This is a genomic window from Pseudomonas sp. P5_B3 (assembly GCF_056400405.1).
Map to the genome: position 1 here is coordinate 20825 of NZ_JBFULI010000041.1, position 14343 is coordinate 35167.

The window sequence follows — 14343 nt, forward strand, 5'->3', positions numbered from 1 at the left end:
ATCAATGGCTCACAGGTCTCGCGCCATGAGCCATTGTTCTTTTTCCCACGCTTCAAAACGCTCTTGCACCACCCAGCCGCGCTTGGCGTAATAAACGCTCTGGTCCTGAGTGTGCAGGTAGATCCTCTTCTCGCCGCTGGCTTTGGCTTGCGCGCAAATCCCTTCGATCAACCGCTCCGCCAGGCCCTTACCGCGTGCCTCGGGGGTGATGAACACACAAGCGAGCCACGGCCCCAGATCCGGGCGATGGTCCAGGTCAGCCCTGGCCAGTGCTGCGCCGCCCAACAGCTCGTTGTGGTCGAGGGCGACCAGACATTTCCAGTCGCCGTTGTTTTGGCCTTCGGCGAACTCTCGTTGCCAATCGGACAGGGACTGTCCGGTGTATTCGTAGTGGAACTGCTGGTGGATCCACGAAGCGAATGTGTTGCTGTGCTGCATATGTCGAGCAAGCCAGTCCAGGCGGGGTGCCATGTTGTGAGTCCTTTCAGAGGTCAGTCGCTGGGTAGCGAGAGTAGCGGGCCTGGGCGGTGCTGTCGCCCCCGCTGGCTCAGCGACCGCTCAAGTGATTCGAGGCCGCCTGACCGCGCCGCCACGCCGCCGGCGGCGCACCATACTCGCGACGAAAGGCGCGGCTGAAGGCGGTATCGGTCTGGTAGCCGACTTCTTCGGCGATCCGCGTCAAGGAGCTGTTGCTGCTGCGCAACAGATTGGCGGCCAGCAACATGCGCCATTGCGTCAGGTATTGCATCGGCGATACCCCCACCAGTTGCTGGAAGCGCTCGGCCAACACCGATCTTGAGGTGCTGGCGGTGCGCGCCAGTTCGTCCAGGGTCCAGGCGTGGCAGGGTTTTTTGTGCAAGGCGTTGAGGGCGGCGCCGACGATGCGGTCGCGCACGCCGGCCAGCCAGCCGGTGCGACCTTCACCCTGTTCGTTCATGTACAGGCGCAGCACTTCGATGAACAGCACTTCGGCCAGTTTGGCCAATACCCCTTCGCCGCCGGGGCGAGGCGAGCGGGCTTCGGCGAGGGCATAGCGCACCGAGGATTCCAGCCAGATACCGGCATTCGAACCGCGCACATTGACTTGCACCACGGCCGGCAAGCCTTTGAGCAACATGCCCGCCAGGCGTGTGTCGCAGGCCAGGTAACCGCACACCAACCGGGTGACCGCGCCACCCCCGCCATAGCTCAATTGGCGAGGGCGGCGCGCCAGCACCGCATCCAGTCGCGCACCCGTGGCCGGGGGCAATCCGGGATGTGAGCACATGCGATGGGCATCGCCCTGGGGGAAGATCACCACGTCGCCCGCACTCAGCAGCAGCGGCGGGTCATCGCCCAACTCCACGTAGCACTCGCCCTCGGTGATCAGGTGAAAGATCACCACCCGTTCCGCATCGGGCTCCAGAAACGGCGCGGCGGTGTCGGCGCTGGGCGACTGGTAGCACCAGGGCGCGGTGAACCGGGCGTTGATAAAGATCGCGCCGACCAGGTGCACGACGCGCAGGGTCTGTGACAGAGCGTCCATTGGGGTTTCCCCGTGGGAGGTTCCTGATTGTGAACGCGCCTGCGCGCAACGTGGAATCTCCGGACGATCGGGTAGGGTTGGGCGACGATCGGACAGGACGCCAACGCCGGTGAGGGCGATAGTTTGCCCACAGGGTGAGTGCCGCCCTGCCATCCAGAACAAGAAAAGAGAGGTTGCCATGCCGAAGTTCGTCATTGAACGCGAGATCCAGGGCGCTGGAGCATTATCGGAAAGGGATTTGAAAGCCGCTTCGCAAAAGTCCTGCCGGGCGTTGCGTGAGTTGCCAGAGGTGCAGTGGCTGCAGAGTTATGTCACCGGTGACAAGCTCTATTGCGTGTACATCTCGCCGAGCGAGGAGCAGATCAGGGAGCACGCCCGGGTGAGCGGGTTTCCCGCCAATCGCATTTCCCAGGTCATGAACATTATCGACCCGACAACGGCGGAGTAACCGCGGCCGGACCCGATTCGTGTTTCACCCCAGAGACCGTTTCCATGAGTACACCTATTGATCTGACTGCCTGCAAATCGTCGGCGCTGCCACCGGACGGCGCCGTGGCTCTGGAAACGGACCTGACCGAGTTGATCAACCGGATGAACCGGGCAGGCGACAAGTCGCTGGTGGTGCGAGTGAATACCTGGAAGTGGTGATCACGCGGCGGTGAGCGAAAGCAATGCAAAACCCTGTGGGAGCAAGCTCGCTCCCACAGGGGGGGCTGTGGTGGTCAATGGTATCTAAATCACTACGGCACCACGCGCCTCCAGCAACTCGCGCAACACCGACCGATGACAATGGGCTTCATCCTCGCAATAACAGCCCACGGCCAGGGACGTCCGGTGGGACAGCGCGGCCAGCAGATCAAGCATCTGACTGGCAGCGGGCTGGCTCATCTCGGTCTTGAACTTGCGTCTGAACACCTCCCAGGCCTTGGCGTCTTGCGCAGCCTTGGCCTCGGCCACCAGCTCCGCGCTGGGTGACAGCAACGGCTGCCAGACATCATAAAAATCCCGACGGGCGAAATCCGCTTTCGGTACGCCACGGGGAGGGCGGCGTACCGTGCCCAGGCGCAAACCTTCGTCGGGGCGGCGCGGTGATCCGAGTTGAACGATATGGACCGCCATGGCTACTTGTGCCTCGATTCATCGAACCACTCCAGCGCCGTGCGCCACAGGCAGATGCCCAGGAAGTACGCCGACATCAGCAGCCACAGCCCCATCACCAACGGGTTGATCAGTGGATGGTTGAGCACCAGCGACAAACTGCACAGCAACCAGATGGCCGTCACCGCAATGTTGATAGGCATGAAGCGGCGCACGCGAAACGGGTGCAGGAATTTCATCCGGCTCACGGTCAGCAGGGCCAGGCCAATGACTGTAACGAAGGTGATCCACGGTGACGGGGCGATGATGTACAGGCACAGGGCAACCACGTTCCAGGCGGCGGGGAAGCCCTGGAAGTAGTTGTCCTTGCTCTTCATGTTGACGTTGCAGAAACAGAACAGCGACGACACCAGAATCAGCGACACGGTCAACAACAAGGTGTAGTCCGGCAACGGGATGTAGCGATAGATGAACAGCGCCGGGATAAACACATAGGTCAGGTAATCGATCACCAGGTCGAGGATCGAGCCATCGAAGCTCGGCAGCACTGACTGCACGTTGACCTTGCGTGCCAGCGCACCGTCCAGCCCGTCGACGATCAGGGCGACACCCAGCCACAGCAGGCAATGGGTCGGTTGGTTGTCCAGCAGGGACAGGGTGGCCAGGAAAGCGGTGACCACGCCAGTGGCCGTAAAACCATGGGCACCCCATGCTTTGAGTCTGGCGATGTACAGGGTTGAAATCACGGGGGGCGTTCTCCAGTGAATGAAGCAAGCCAGTTGTCACCTCGCGTACGGGGGCGGTGGCAAACCGGGTCGGGTTGCAGGTATCGACCGGGTATCCGGGAATAAGGTTCACCACCCATGAATCTTAGCTAAACACACCGGACAAATCCGCGCTCGCGAAGGCGCGTCAGCCCAACGGTGCTGGCACATTCACCTGCGAGGTCTATCGTTGCCTGACTGGATAACCCCCCTGCTAAAGAGGACTAGCGTCTGATCAGCACTGAAATCGGGCGTCACCCCGCAGCCTCCTGGGTCGTCCGGTGGCCCTGGTCCGCGCGCCGGATGGTATCGCTGACGAGCTGTTTTTCCAGAAGAATGCCGAGCAACTGGCAATCACCGTCGCAAGGCGTCGGCGAGTCGGGAAGAGAAAGTGAAGGGTTCGGTCAGGGAGGGACCCCCAGGTCGCGAGGGAGCAAGCTCCCTTGCCACCTGGGCGGGTGTTACTTGAGGAACGCCTGGAAGTCGGTACCCAGTTTGTCGATCGCTGCCTTGAAGTCCTTGGCGGTAATCTTCTGGCTTTCGTTTTCCAGGGCGGTGCCAAACACCTTGCGCACCACTTTGGCCACGGTCTGGTTGCTCTTGGCGTCAACGAACTCGGCTTCGATGAACAGGGTGGTGTCCTGGTCGCGGTGACCGGTGGCGGCCTGAGTTGCCCCGACAACGGCCGCAACGGGTACCACTTCATACCACTTCATGCCTTCGTTTTCGGCGTTCACCCCGGTAATCGCCGCCCGCATGATCAGGGGCCGGGAACCCGCCGGGGCGGATGAGGAAGTGGGTACTACACGGTACTTCTGACCCAGCGAGGCCTTGGCCTTGCTGGTCATGTAGTTCTGAATGTCGGTCAGCGTCTGCTGGTTGACCCGCTCATTGGGTTTGGGGGCCGGGTAAAGCTCCAGTTTGTTGAACACCACAGTGTCATAAGCATTCGGGTTCCACGAAGGGCTGACCCAGCGCATCGCGGTTCCGCCGCTCTGCGTTTGGACTTCCTGCAGGTTGTTGTAGTTGGACAGGAAGCCAGAGTATTGCTCCTTCTCCGTCACTTTCGAGGTGCAACCGCCTAGCAACAGACTGGCCAGCGCGGCGCCGACAAGCAGGTTTCGGGACAGATTCATAGTGGTGTTTACTCCTTGGGTGAAATCGTCGTTCTTTCGTTTACAAAACATCAGAATCGCCAGGTCATATTCCCGGTCAAGGCTTGAATCCAGGCATTGTCGAATTCACCGGAAACTCGATTGCCCGATACGGATTTGGCCTGGTCCACCGGCATGTCGCCGATCCAGACCATGGCCCAGCTGACGTTGACATCGGTGTCCTTGTTCAGGGCATAGGTGGCTCCTGTGGCAATGCGCCAGGATTCGCTCATCGGCACGACCACGCTACGGTTGCTGTCCGAGACGGCACTGCTGTCGTAGGCCACGCCGAAGTTCCACAACCACTGCTCGGTGGCCTGGTATTGCGCGCCAAGGGAAAGGTGCCAGGTGTCCTTGAAGCCGGCGTCGACCGTTGTCGATTGCGCACCAAAGGCCGTGGTGTCGACCTCTACGGCGATGTCGCCGAACTCGGACCAGTCCTGCCAGTTGGCCGAGGCCAGCAGCGCCCATTGCCGGTCCAGTTGCTGGAACAGGCTCAGGGTGACGGTTTGCGGCACCTTCATGTCGAGTTCGGTGTTGGTGTTGTTGACGCGCTCGAGCAGACGTCCGTCGCCCTTCACATCGAGCCGGTCCTCGAAGTCCAGGTCGACCTGGCTGGTGTAGGTCAGGCCGATGCGCGTGCCGGGTTGCGGGGCGTAGATCACGCCGACGTTGGCGCCATAGCCCCAGGTGTTGTCCCGGTACTTGAATTGGCCGTCAGAGCGGTCAGTGAAGCCGAAAGGGGAGCGGTCGATGGCGGTGTCTGCCTTCAACATGCCGTACATGGCCTTGATGCCCAGGCCGACCGACCACTGCTCGTTGAAGCGATAAGCCACGCTCGGTACCAGCGACAGGCCGAGCAGGCTGGAGTTCTGTGCGAAGTAGCGGCCGGACCAATCGTTGTCGTAGTTGACCGCCAGCCCGAAGTCACCGTACTGGCCGAAACCGACGCTCCAGTGCTCGTCCAGTTCATGGCTGATGAAGAAGCTGCCACCGGGAATCGGATCGAGGGCATTGCCACTGCCGCTGCCCGGGGTGTTGGTGCCGGAGTCGCGGTCGAAGCTCAGGTCGCCATACAGAACCTGCAAGCCGGCGGTGATTTGCGTGCCCGGCAGGTAGCTCATGCCCGCGGGGTTGCTGGCGATGGTCGAGGGGCCTTGTGCACGGGCGGCGGCACCGGCGTTGGCCAGGCCGGCGTTATCAGTGCCGATTTCATAGAGCATGATGCCGCCGGCCCAGGCTTGTTGGCAGCACAGGACAAGTAGCGCAGAGGCGGGCAGGGTAGCGGTTTTTGTCGGCATTGAAATCCCTCAGCAATTGTCCTTTTCGAATACGGGTGGACTGCACCAGCCACCCGTGGATTCGGCTGTTACTTGGCCATCTCTGCCCTGGCCGCGGCGATCTTGGCTTTAACAGAGTCGAGGTTGAAACTCGCGCCTTTTTGCATCGGCGGGAACTCGATCGCTGTTTCTGCCAGTTTGGCCACCTGCTGCTGGACGAACACGAAACGCCAGAATTGGAACTTGAACCAGTCGAAGTATTGTTGCGAACCCTGCGCGGCCTGATTTTCCGGCCAGCCCATGCGCTCGAACGGGTCGAGTCGAAGATTGGTCAGGATCGGCACGTCCACAGCAACTTTAGCCCCCAACCAGCCACCCGGTTGGTCAATGAAGCGATATTTGTAGTCGTCTATGCGCACTGCACCCAAGGCGCTCTCTCCAAAGTAGAAGACTTCATGCCGGTTCGACGGACCTTTTCCGGTGATCATTGGAGTTTGATCATAGCCGTCCAGGTGAACTTTGTAGGTGGTGTCGCCCAATTTTTTGCCCTTGAGCAGCTCCGCCGCGATGTTCGGGTTACCCGCCGCCGCGACCAGAGTCGGGAACCAGTCCATGCCGGACATGATGCCGTTGGCGATCTGGTTGGCCGGCACCTTGCCCGGCCAGCGAATGATCGCCGGCGCCCGGAAGCCACCTTCCATGACCGTGCCTTTACCCATGGCGAACGGCGTCGTGCCGCCATCGGGCCAGGTGAAGTTTTCCGCACCGTTGTCGGTGGTGAAAATCACGATGGTGTTGTCGTCCATGCCGTCTTTTTTCAGCTTCGCCAGGACGTCGCCAACGATGTCATCGAGCTGCGCCATGCCGGCTTCCTGTTCTGACCAGCCATTCTGCGAGTTGCGCATGGCTTCGTACTTGTCGGACAGGTGCGTGACGATGTGCATGCGGGTCGGGTTGAGCCAGACGAAGAACGGTTTGTCGTCCTGCTTGGCCTTGTCGATGAAAGAGAAGGCCTTGTCGCGAATCTCCTCGTCGACGGTTTTCATCCGCTCCGGATAGAGCGTGCCGGCGTCCTCGATTTTCTGCTTGCCCACCTTGCCCCAGCGCGGCATCACGGTCGTGTCATCGGTAGTGGAGGCCCAGCTGTGGACCATGTTGCGTGGGCCAACCGAGTCCAGCAGTTCCTTCGGATAATTGGGGTGCGCCGGGTCTTCCATGGCGTCGAGGTGATAGAGGTAGCCGAAGAATTCATCGAAACCGTGGACGGTGGGCAGGAACTGGTTGAGGTCGCCCAAGTGGTTCTTGCCGAACTGGCCGGTGGCATAACCCATGGCCTTGAGGGTGGTCGCGATGGTGACGGCTTCGGCGGGAATGCCCACGGGCGAGCCGGCCTGGCCGACGGTGGTCATTCCCGTACGAATCGGCAGTTCGCCGGTGATGAAGTTGGCGCGCCCGGCGGTGCAACTGGCCTCGGCGTAATAGTCGGTGAAACGCATGCCTTCGTTCGCCAGCTGATCAAGGTTGGGGGTTCTGCCGGCCATCATGCCCTGGTTGTAGACGCCGATATTCGACCAGCCGACATCGTCGCCCATGATCACCAGAATGTTGGGGGACTTGTCAGCGGCCAGGGTCTGGCCGGGAAGCGCCATGGCAGACAACAACAGGGGGATAGCGAAAATCGAGGATGAGGTTGTCCGATTCATGTGGAGCTCCTGCGTACAAGCGTGAGTACATCGAGACGAGCCCCCAACCGTCGTTGAAATTCGTATCCCCCGCGGAGAGCGTAGGTTTGAATTACGAAATATCCAGTAATGGATGGTCAGAAAGTTAGTGTTTCAGGCGCTTTTCAGCGAAATGGCTTTGCGCTAAAGGCACCGTCAGAGAGAGGGACGGACACGGGTGTCACCAGCGAAACATGGGCAACGGCCGCAGCGGCGAGCGGAGTAATTGTCGTGCGCAAAGCTTCATTAGCATCGAGTGAAAGCCATGATCGGGAAAGGTCGCCTGCACGGTTTTGATGAAGCTTCGGGGCAAGCCGAAACGCACCAGTCCCAGGGACACATCCACCAGATCGGCCTGGCGGAAGGGTTCGACACTGTCGGCGTAAGCGCCGCGATACCGGCGCAGCTTGTGATGCTCAAGTATCAACGCGCTGACTTCATCCTTCAGTTCCGGTCGTTGCTGGCTGTCGAGGTACTCGATGGCCAGAGCAATGGACGGGGGCAGGTAGTCGAGGGTGTCATCGGTCCAGATACCCAGGTCATGAAACGCCGCCGCGATTTGTACGGCATCCGGGGGCAGGCCATCGGCAGCGCTGAGAGCACCATGGAAATTCAGCACCCGGTAAATGTGGTTGCGGTAGCCCTGCAGGTCGGCACCGATGGCCAGGGCGTACGTGGTGAGAATCTTGTCGGTGAGGGGGAATTCGAGAAGAGGTTTCATCAGGCGTCACGCAACAGGTCGTTGGCATTGAGCAGTTCGTAGGCAATCTCCGGGCGCTTTTCCATGGCTCGGCGAATGGCGGCGGGTATGTTGGCGCGGGTCTTGCGGCACAGCCCCGGCAGTTCGCCAATCTGGATGCCGATGCCGCGCATGGTGCGCACTTCATTGAAGCCGGGGGCGATGTCCACGCGGATACCCAACTGTTCGAACATGCGCCGTTTCACGTGCTCAAGATCGCTCAGGCTCTGCAGGTTTTCCAGGCGTTCGATCAGGCGTTTTTCTTCGTTGCGGGTCAGAAACAGAATGCGCAGGTCCGCCCCCGGAGTTTCCAGCAGCGGGTCACGCCCGCAGTCGCAGGCGCCGGGCGGGCAGGGTGAGCGGATCGCAGCGGTGGTGGTCATGGGGATCAATCATAGAGCGCTGTGATCGAGTTTGCCCATAGGGATTTGATGGGTATGCGAAGCAATGTAGGAGCGAGCCTGCTCGCGATGGCGGAGTGTCAGGCCACAGAGATGTTGGCTGCAAAAACGCTATCGCGAGCAGGCTCGCTCCCACAGGTGTTGCGGTGAATCGGTTGGACCTATTTCAGTACCAGCATCCGATAAACCCCGTCTTCGACTTCGATCCCGTGGGTGTCATGGGTGAAGCCGGGGAAGGATTTGTCGAAGGCTTCCAGTGCCTTGAGATACGCCAGCAACGGACCGTCCGCAGGCCCTGCGTTCTCACCCGGCATGAGCAGCGGGATGCCTGGTGGGTACGGCACGATACCGGTCGCGGCAAGGCGCCCGGCAGCTTCGTCGAGGGTCACCAGTTCGATGTCGTTGCGCACCAGTTTTTCGTAGGCCTCCACCGGGCTGAACTCGGCTTTTGGCAGGGTGCCGAAGGCCTGGGACATGTTGGCGGTGGTCTTGTGTTTCTTCATGGCGGCGAAGATTTCGTCGGCCAGATCCTTCAGGCCCATGCCGGCATAGCGATGCTGGTTGGCGTTGTACAGATCGGGCAGGCACAGCTCGAGCTCGGCGTTGTCGTCGTAGTCACGCTTGAAGTCGAGCAGGGCGTTGAGCAGCGTGCCCCACTTGCCTTTGGTGATGCCGATGGAGAACAGGAACAGGATGGTGAAATCGGTGGTTTTCTCGACCACGATACCCTGACGACCCAGGTACGCCGTGACTACGCAGGCGGGGATGCCGTTGGCGAGCAGGTTGCCGTCGTCGCCCATGCCCGGGGCAAGTACCGAAACCTTGATCGGGTCGAGCATGCAGTAGCCGTCTTCGATGTCGCCGAAGCCGTGCCATACCGCGTTCGGGTGCAGGACCCAGCAGTTCGGGTCGGTTTTAAGCGTAGCCGGGTCGACTTCATGGAACGGCACGGTCGCTGCGCCCACCTGTACGGTCGGCGGCTGCCAGCAGGTGAAGAACCAGTCGTCCTTGCTCAGCATCTCGTTGTGCATGCGCGAGAGAACCTGGCGGAAGCTGATCGCTTCTTCGATTGATTCGGTGGTGAGGATCTGCCCGCTCGGTGCTTCCATCATTGCCGAGCTGACGTCACAGGACGCCATGATCGCGTAGTTCGGTGAGGTCGAGGCGTGCATCATGTACGACTCGTTGAAGCGCGCATGTTCGATCGGGTTACGGCCGTCGCGCACATGGATCATCGAGGCCTGGGACAGGGCGGCCAGCAACTTGTGGGTCGACTGGGTGGCGAACACGGTCGGCTTGGACTTGTCGTGATCGGCCGGGTTGCCGTGCATGGCATGGCGTCCGCTGTACAGCGGGTTGAAGCGCGCATAACCGTACCAGGCTTCGTCGAAGTGCAGACGGTCGACACTTTCGCCCAGCAGCTCTTCGACGCGGGTGACGTTGTAGGTCAGGCCGTCGTAGGTGGAGTTGGTGACAATCGCGTGCACCGGCGTCGGGTCGATGCCTGGCTTGACCAGCGGGTTGTTGGCGATGGCGGTTTTCACGCCTTCGGCGCTCAGGGTCTGCGGCAGGATCGGGCCGATGATGCCGTAGCGGTTGCGGGTCGGCACCAAATAGGTCGGAATCGCCCCGGACAGGGTCATCGCATGCTCGGCGGACTTGTGGCAATTGCGGTCGCACAGGGCGATCTGGTTGCGCGTGACGCTGGCCATGAGGATGACACGGTTGGACATAGACGAGCCGTTGGTCACGTAATACGTGCGGTGCGCGCCGAAGACCTTGGCGGCATAGCGTTCGCCCTGGCCGATAGGGCCGCTGTGATCGAGCAGCGAACCGAGTTCGCCAACCGAGATCGATAGGTCGGAGCGCAGCAGGTTCTCGCCGAAGAACTCGTAGAAGGCCCGGCCTGCGGTGCTCTTCAGAAACGCGGTGCCGCCGGCATGGCCGGGGGTGTGCCACGAGTATTCATAGTTGCGGGCAAACTTCACCAGCGCACCGAACATCGGCGGCAGGGCGGCCTGGCGATAGCGTTCGATGGCCGCCAGGATACGCCCGCTGAGGAAACGGGAGGTGTCCTCGGGCAGCCAGATGAAGTCGTCGGCGTGTTGCATGACCAATAACGGAATGGTCGATGCGGTGGTACGGTCGCTGATCAGGAACACCGGCACCCGGGTGTTGCGCTCGCGCAGCTTGACCAACAATTTGGTGCAGTCGGCGTGGCCTTCACTGGTGTCCATTTCCCATCGGATGAGCACGCATTGAATGGCCGGGTCCGAACGCAGGATCGATGCAGCATCGGTGAGGCTTTCCGAGGCCAGAACACTGACACCACGTCCCTCTACGTCGTGGACCAGTTGATCCAGGGCGCGGCCAAACACCGTTCGTTTGTCCGGCGGACTGCTGACCAGTAGCGCCAGCATGCCCAGCGAGTGTTTATATTCCGTCATGCTTGAACCTCCATAGTGGCTGTATTCAGATTATTCACCGGCACTGGCTCGGCAGTGAGGTGCTGCGCGCTGACGGTTTGCGTCGGCACGCTATTGTTGAGAGCTTCGAGGCGGATCAGGCGGTTGTTGACGAAGCCGAACAGGGTGTAACCGAAGATGGTGGCAACACCGCCCAGCATCAGGGCCTGCTCGCCGGAGCTGTACAGCGCCAGGTAGCTGTAGGCCGCCGCGATCAGGGCAATGATGTTGGTCGCCAGCGCCTTGCCTTCCGGCACGTTGGAGACTTTCTGCATGGTCATCAGCGCGGCCATGGACAGGATGTACGGTACCAGGTTGGTCACCACCGCAAGATTGACCAGGGTGTCGAACTGCTTGCTCAGGTCTGGACTGATGGTGAGCAGGGCCAGCGCGGTCTGTGCGGCGAGCAGTACCAGCATGCCGACAATCGGCGTTCCCGCCTTGTTGGCCTTGGCGAAGATCGACAGGAAGTAACCGGTGTCCGCCGAGCTTTTGTACACCTGGGCGATGGTGAACTGCCAACCCAGCAGCGAACCGATGCAGGCGAGTACCATGGCCGCCATCACGATGTCCCCGACCATCGGGGTGAACATCTTGGCGAACACCAGGCCGAACGGTGCGGTGGACGCGACCAGTTCTTCGTTGCCGACGATACCGAAGATGACGTTGGTGGAGACGATGTAGATCACCGCCGCACCCAGGGTGCCGCCCAGCACGGCAATCGGTACGTTGCGCTCAGGGTTTTCCACCGCGTCGGTGTTGGCGCAAGCCGATTCCAGACCGAGGAAGGCCCACAGGGTGATCGCCACCGAGGCGCCGGCCGCTTCGAACCAGCCCTTGTCGTGGGGGTTCCAGCCAGCGGCGTAAACGCTGCTGTCGAACCAGAACCAGCCCACCGTGGAGACCAGCACCACCGGAGCAATCACACCCCAGACCGTGATCGCACCGATCCGGCCGGTAATGCTCGCGCCGCCAAAGTTGGCGAAAGTGGTGATCCATAACAAGGCAATGGTCGCCAGACCTACTTGCAGGGAATCCAGTTTTATCCCGAACAACACCTGGATATAACCAACTGCAGTAATACTGATCGCCACGTTGGCAATCAACAGCGAGAGACCGTAGGTGTAGTTGGTGATGTAGTTACCCGCTTTACCGAAGGTGTATTCGGCATAACCGCCCATGCCGCCGGTCTTGCGGCTGAGCATCCCGCATCGCGCAAACGCGTAGGCCAGAGCGAGGGAGCCGGTGGCCGTCACCAGCCAGGAGAGGATCGAAATTGCACCGACTTCCGCGAGTTTCGTCGGTAGCAGCACAATGCCTGAGCCCAACATGTTGACGGCGGTCAACATTGTCAGTTGTCCCACACTCATTTTCTTTGCGACTGACATTCCGTTGCCTCACTTAAGTTGGCGATTGAGAGTCTTAGCTATAGCAAAGGATTGAAAACTCGCAAGAAATGACATCGCCCATCTCGTTTTCGCTTTAATTTGCAAAAAAGGCACGATGCTGGCCCCCAAGTTTAAAAATCCTCAGCAAAATTAGTTCATTTTCAGCCAGTTAAATAGGTCAAGATGCGCAAGATATGGATCGCGTTAATCCCGCTGATAGTTGCGGGTGTAGCCAATTCGGCTCAAGCCAAAGAACTGGCCAGCAATGATAAATACATGTGCAGTTGGGGTGCGGGCACCGCTGCAAGGGCACAGGAACTCAAGCTCTCGGGCGTTTCGCTGTATGCCGCGCGCCAGAAAATCCAGGTCTACAAGTTCGCCAAAACCTGGATGCGCATGATGGCACTTGGCATTACAGAGCAAACTTATGACAGTCCGTCGCGATTCAAACCGACTGCTGTACGGCAGAGCTTTTATGAGGACTGCGTCAGGTACAAGTTGGCACGTAAATAAAGAAGAAACGGGCGCTGGTCGGATCGACCACGGTGTGGGCGTGTGACGTCTATATTGATTGACCATCCCTGCGTCCGGATGGGGTGTTAAAGCCGGATTCTTACAACTCAATCAGGAGGTCACCATGAACCAGATCGATAAAGTGTTGTACACCGCCAAAACCCACACCACCGGCGGGCGTGACGGCGCCTCCCGCAGCTCCGACGGAATCCTCGATGTGAAGCTGTCGTCCCCGGGTGCGGGCGGTGGCGGTACTAACCCCGAGCAACTGTTCTCTGCCGGATGGTCAGCCTGTTTTATCGGCGCCATGCAGGTTGCGGCCAGGGAAATGAAAGTGGCGTTGCCCAAGGATGTGGCCGTCGATGCCGAAATCGACCTGGGCACCAATGAAGGCGGCTACCTGCTCCAGGCGCGGCTCAATGTCAGCCTGCCAGGGCTGGACCGTGAAACCGCACAAAAAATCGTCGACACCGGGCACCAGTACTGCCCGTACTCGAAAGCCACGCGCAACAACATCAACGTCGTGCTCAAGCTGGTTTGAGTTGACATGAAAAGGTCTTGGCGAATGACATGGGTTGTCGCCAAGACCTGAATTGCTCGTCGCCACAAATATTGTGGCCGGCCGCGGGACTCATATTCACTGAAGATCCAAACTGTGGGAGCGAGCTTGCTCGCGATAGCGGTGGGTCAAGCAATATCTCTGTTGGATGTGCCGGCCCCTTCGTCGGATCGCCGCCCGGAGCAAGCTCGCTCCCACAGGTTCTGTGTTTTAACTGACGGAGCAATCAGTTCATCTTGCTGTGATCATGCATCATCGAGCCGTGATCCATGGTGCCAATCGCCTTGGCAACGGCTTCAACCTGAATCGACTCTTTCTCGCCCTTGGCGTCTTCCACGGTCAGGGTCAGCGGCACTCTGTCGCCTTCCTTGATCTGGGCCGTCAGGTTCATGAGCATGATGTGGTAACCGTGCGGGTCGAAGCTCACCGCTTTACCGGCGGGCAGCGCGACGGCGCCCACCTGCTGCATTTTCATCACGTCGTCTTTCATGCTCATTTCATGGATCTGCACCAGCCCGGCAATCGGCGTTTGCACGCTCAGCAGTTTGCTGTCGCTGCTCGCGGTGACGGTCATGAAGGCACCGCTCGACGGTTGGCCGGCCACGGTGGCGCGGACCCAGGCGTCATTGACCTCGGTTTGTGCCGATGCCTGAAAGGCCAGGCCAACCAGGGACAATCCCAGCGCCAGTTGCCTGCAACGTTGTGCGAAACGGTTTTTAGCCTGCGGGGCATTCAT

General features: G+C 60.2%; 15 protein-coding genes and 2 pseudogenes. 5 read left to right on the plus strand and 12 right to left on the minus strand.

Features of this window, described 5'->3' with window-relative positions; all coding sequences use genetic code 11:
- Positions 1–9: 9 nt before the first annotated feature.
- Together AC1DRN_RS21680 and AC1DRN_RS21685 are read right to left on the minus strand one after the other, a co-directional pair.
- On the minus strand, positions 10–471 hold the full coding sequence (locus AC1DRN_RS21680) for a GNAT family N-acetyltransferase (protein ID WP_223463030.1): 462 nt from the start codon (positions 469–471) through the stop codon (positions 10–12).
- A 76-nt stretch (positions 472–547) separates the two neighbouring features.
- The gene (locus tag AC1DRN_RS21685; protein ID WP_223463029.1) at positions 548–1525 is read right to left on the minus strand and encodes an AraC family transcriptional regulator; all 978 of its coding nucleotides are present in this window, start codon (positions 1523–1525) and stop codon (positions 548–550) included.
- Between the two features lie 178 nt (positions 1526–1703).
- Between AC1DRN_RS21685 and AC1DRN_RS21690 the strand changes: the two genes are divergently transcribed.
- Both AC1DRN_RS21690 and AC1DRN_RS21695 read left to right on the plus strand, forming a co-directional pair.
- Complete coding sequence (locus tag AC1DRN_RS21690) at positions 1704–1973, plus strand: DUF4242 domain-containing protein (protein ID WP_223463028.1); 270 nt, start codon at positions 1704–1706, stop codon at positions 1971–1973.
- A gap of 80 nt (positions 1974–2053) precedes the next feature.
- Positions 2054–2187, plus strand: a pseudogene (locus tag AC1DRN_RS21695) (SAM-dependent methyltransferase); the annotation flags it as partial.
- 70 nt (positions 2188–2257) lie between these two features.
- Here AC1DRN_RS21695 and AC1DRN_RS21700 read toward each other — a convergent pair.
- Together AC1DRN_RS21700 and pcsA are read right to left on the minus strand one after the other, a co-directional pair.
- Positions 2258–2644, minus strand: coding sequence for a DUF488 domain-containing protein (locus tag AC1DRN_RS21700; RefSeq protein WP_223463027.1), 387 nt, complete (start codon positions 2642–2644; stop codon positions 2258–2260).
- A 2-nt stretch (positions 2645–2646) separates the two neighbouring features.
- Positions 2647–3369 carry a phosphatidylcholine synthase gene (pcsA, locus tag AC1DRN_RS21705; RefSeq protein ID WP_223463026.1) on the minus strand — a complete coding sequence of 241 codons (723 nt, stop codon included), beginning with the start codon at positions 3367–3369 and terminating at the stop codon, positions 2647–2649.
- Between the two features lie 284 nt (positions 3370–3653).
- On the opposite strand from pcsA, the pseudogene ligD reads away from it, so the two are divergent.
- Positions 3654–3782, plus strand: a pseudogene (gene ligD, locus AC1DRN_RS21710) (non-homologous end-joining DNA ligase LigD); the annotation flags it as partial.
- Positions 3783–3848: 66 nt separating this feature from the next.
- Here ligD and AC1DRN_RS21715 read toward each other — a convergent pair.
- From AC1DRN_RS21715 to potE, 7 genes are all read right to left on the minus strand, one after another.
- Complete coding sequence (locus AC1DRN_RS21715) at positions 3849–4523, minus strand: DUF3313 domain-containing protein (protein WP_223463025.1); 675 nt, start codon at positions 4521–4523, stop codon at positions 3849–3851.
- Positions 4524–4573: 50 nt separating this feature from the next.
- Positions 4574–5842, minus strand: coding sequence for an OmpP1/FadL family transporter (locus AC1DRN_RS21720; protein ID WP_223463024.1), 1269 nt, complete (start codon positions 5840–5842; stop codon positions 4574–4576).
- A 68-nt stretch (positions 5843–5910) separates the two neighbouring features.
- Positions 5911–7524 carry an arylsulfatase gene (locus AC1DRN_RS21725; protein ID WP_223463023.1) on the minus strand — a complete coding sequence of 538 codons (1614 nt, stop codon included), beginning with the start codon at positions 7522–7524 and terminating at the stop codon, positions 5911–5913.
- 199 nt (positions 7525–7723) lie between these two features.
- The gene (locus tag AC1DRN_RS21730) at positions 7724–8263 is read right to left on the minus strand and encodes an HD domain-containing protein (protein ID WP_223463022.1); all 540 of its coding nucleotides are present in this window, start codon (positions 8261–8263) and stop codon (positions 7724–7726) included.
- Positions 8263–8664 carry a hypothetical protein gene (locus tag AC1DRN_RS21735; RefSeq protein WP_223463021.1) on the minus strand — a complete coding sequence of 134 codons (402 nt, stop codon included), beginning with the start codon at positions 8662–8664 and terminating at the stop codon, positions 8263–8265. The genes AC1DRN_RS21730 and AC1DRN_RS21735 overlap by 1 nt, the downstream gene beginning before the upstream one ends.
- A 179-nt stretch (positions 8665–8843) precedes the next feature.
- Positions 8844–11129: an Orn/Lys/Arg family decarboxylase gene (locus AC1DRN_RS21740; protein ID WP_223463020.1), complete on the minus strand. Its 2286-nt coding sequence runs from the start codon at positions 11127–11129 to the stop codon at positions 8844–8846.
- The gene (gene potE / locus AC1DRN_RS21745; RefSeq protein ID WP_223463019.1) at positions 11126–12535 is read right to left on the minus strand and encodes a putrescine-ornithine antiporter; all 1410 of its coding nucleotides are present in this window, start codon (positions 12533–12535) and stop codon (positions 11126–11128) included. The genes AC1DRN_RS21740 and potE overlap by 4 nt, the downstream gene beginning before the upstream one ends.
- Positions 12536–12718: 183 nt before the next feature.
- On the opposite strand from potE, the gene AC1DRN_RS21750 reads away from it, so the two are divergent.
- Entirely contained in the window at positions 12719–13048 is a 330-nt protein-coding gene (locus AC1DRN_RS21750; protein WP_223463018.1) for a hypothetical protein, read from the plus strand.
- A 124-nt stretch (positions 13049–13172) separates the two neighbouring features.
- Positions 13173–13589: an organic hydroperoxide resistance protein gene (locus tag AC1DRN_RS21755; protein WP_223463017.1), complete on the plus strand. Its 417-nt coding sequence runs from the start codon at positions 13173–13175 to the stop codon at positions 13587–13589.
- Positions 13590–13833: 244 nt separating this feature from the next.
- Here the strand turns inward: AC1DRN_RS21755 and AC1DRN_RS21760 are convergent, their stop codons facing one another.
- On the minus strand, positions 13834–14343 hold the full coding sequence (locus AC1DRN_RS21760; protein ID WP_223463016.1) for a copper chaperone PCu(A)C: 510 nt from the start codon (positions 14341–14343) through the stop codon (positions 13834–13836).

Bases quoted from the DNA above. Each gene is read 5' to 3' on its own strand.
- AC1DRN_RS21680 (WP_223463030.1), bottom strand. From the start codon at position 471: ATGGCACCCCGCCTGGACTGGCTTGCTCGACATATGCAGCACAGCAAC.
- AC1DRN_RS21685 (WP_223463029.1), bottom strand. From the start codon at position 1,525: ATGGACGCTCTGTCACAGACCCTGCGCGTCGTGCACCTGGTCGGCGCG.
- AC1DRN_RS21690 (WP_223463028.1), top strand. From the start codon at position 1,704: ATGCCGAAGTTCGTCATTGAACGCGAGATCCAGGGCGCTGGAGCATTA.
- AC1DRN_RS21700 (WP_223463027.1), bottom strand. From the start codon at position 2,644: ATGGCGGTCCATATCGTTCAACTCGGATCACCGCGCCGCCCCGACGAA.
- AC1DRN_RS21715 (WP_223463025.1), bottom strand. From the start codon at position 4,523: ATGAATCTGTCCCGAAACCTGCTTGTCGGCGCCGCGCTGGCCAGTCTG.
- AC1DRN_RS21720 (WP_223463024.1), bottom strand. From the start codon at position 5,842: ATGCCGACAAAAACCGCTACCCTGCCCGCCTCTGCGCTACTTGTCCTG.
- AC1DRN_RS21725 (WP_223463023.1), bottom strand. From the start codon at position 7,524: ATGAATCGGACAACCTCATCCTCGATTTTCGCTATCCCCCTGTTGTTG.
- AC1DRN_RS21730 (WP_223463022.1), bottom strand. From the start codon at position 8,263: ATGAAACCTCTTCTCGAATTCCCCCTCACCGACAAGATTCTCACCACG.
- AC1DRN_RS21735 (WP_223463021.1), bottom strand. From the start codon at position 8,664: ATGACCACCACCGCTGCGATCCGCTCACCCTGCCCGCCCGGCGCCTGC.
- AC1DRN_RS21740 (WP_223463020.1), bottom strand. From the start codon at position 11,129: ATGACGGAATATAAACACTCGCTGGGCATGCTGGCGCTACTGGTCAGC.
- potE (WP_223463019.1), bottom strand. From the start codon at position 12,535: ATGTCAGTCGCAAAGAAAATGAGTGTGGGACAACTGACAATGTTGACC.
- AC1DRN_RS21750 (WP_223463018.1), top strand. From the start codon at position 12,719: ATGCGCAAGATATGGATCGCGTTAATCCCGCTGATAGTTGCGGGTGTA.
- AC1DRN_RS21755 (WP_223463017.1), top strand. From the start codon at position 13,173: ATGAACCAGATCGATAAAGTGTTGTACACCGCCAAAACCCACACCACC.
- AC1DRN_RS21760 (WP_223463016.1), bottom strand. From the start codon at position 14,343: ATGAATGCCCCGCAGGCTAAAAACCGTTTCGCACAACGTTGCAGGCAA.